This window comes from Streptomyces cellostaticus (assembly GCF_001513965.1).
GTDB classification, from domain to species: domain Bacteria; phylum Actinomycetota; class Actinomycetes; order Streptomycetales; family Streptomycetaceae; genus Streptomyces; species Streptomyces cellostaticus.
Map to the genome: position 1 here is coordinate 1 of NZ_KQ948117.1, position 1642 is coordinate 1642.

General features: G+C 66.8%; 1 protein-coding gene. It reads right to left on the reverse strand.

Annotated elements, in window-relative coordinates; all coding sequences use genetic code 11:
- On the reverse strand, positions 1-1642 hold a 1642-nt coding region (locus AQI88_RS42310), incomplete at both ends, for an SDR family NAD(P)-dependent oxidoreductase (protein WP_159050618.1).

Consider the following 1642-nt stretch of genomic DNA (forward strand, 5'->3'; position numbering starts at 1 on the left):
ACCATCAACCGGAACCCCACCACCCGCCGGGGCCACCGAGCCAACCGACACACCACCCGACTCACCAACCACTTCACCCACCACAAACGCGGCCAGCACCGCCGGAGTGGGATAGTCAAAGACCACGGTCGCCGGCAGACGCAGACCCGTGGCACTGTTCAACCGATTACGCAGTTCAACAGCGGTCAGAGAATCGAAGCCGACATCACGGAACGTACGACCGGCATCGATGACGTCCGGCCCGGACATGCCCAGAACCAGAGCCGCCTGCTCCATGACCAGGTCCTGCAGGATCTCTTGCTGCCCAGCCGGACCCAGTGCAGCCAAGCGCGCGACCAGGGCGTTGTCGCCACCAGCGGCAGAATCGCCCACCGTACGGCGGGCCGGGGCGTTCGAACGCCCCGCCTGGACCAGAGCGGACAACAGCGGCGGGACCTCACCCGAGCGGCGCAGCGCGGCAAGATCCAGCCGGGCCGCCACCAACAACGGATCGGCCGCACCAGCCGCCGCGTCCAGCAGCTCCAGACCCTCCGGCCCGGACAAGGGCCGCAAACCCTGACGAGCCATCCGCTGCCAATCCGCATCCGTCAGACCACCGGCCATACCCCCCTCCCACGGCCCCCACGCCAACGACACCCCAGGCAAACCCTCACGCCTGCGATAAGCAGCAAGCACATCCAGGAAGGTGTTCGCGGCCGCGTAATTGGCCTGACCCGCATTACCCCAGACCCCGGCCACCGAGGAAAACAACACGAACGATTCCAGACCGGCATGGCGAGTGAGCTCGTGCAGGTGCCAGGCCGCATCCACCTTCGGCCGCATCACCGCCTCCACCCGCTCCGCGGTCAACGCCACAGCCAACCCGTCATCAAGCACACCCGCAGCATGAACCACCCCAACAAGCGGCACCTCAACCGGCACACCAGCCAACACACCCGCCAACTGGTCACGGTCAGCGGCATCACAGGCCACCACCTGAGCCGGGATCCCATAGCCGGCCAACTCAGCAACCAGTTCCGACATGCCCGGCGCGGCCGATCCACGACGTGAGACCAGCAACAACCGCTCCGCCTGCCCGGTCACCGCCAGATGCCGCGCCACCAACCTGCCCAGTGCACCCGAAGCACCCGTGATCAGCACCGTGCCGGCACGCCCGGCGCCCCGCCCAACCGGGACGGTCAGTACGACCTTGCCGATATGACGGGCCTGACTGAGGAAACGGAACGCATCCACCGCCCGCCGCACATCCCAGCACGCCACCGGCAACGGCCTCAGCACACCCTGCGCGAACAACTCGGTCAACGAGGACATCATCGCCCCGATCACACCCGGATCCTGCTGCAACAGATCAAACGCCTGATAGGCAACCTGATGCTGCCGCTCGACCTCACCCGCATCTCGGATATCGGTCTTGCCCATCTCCACGAACCGGCCACCCGCACGCGTCAACCGCAGCGAGGCATCGACGAACTCACCCGCCAGCGAGTCCAGCACCACATCCACACCACCCCCACCGGACGCGTCACGGAACAGCCCCTCGAACTCCGTCGTCCGCGACGAAGCAATATGGGACGCCTCAACACCCAGCTCCCGCACCGCCGCCCACTTCGACGGAGACGCAGTCGCGAACACCTCCGACCCC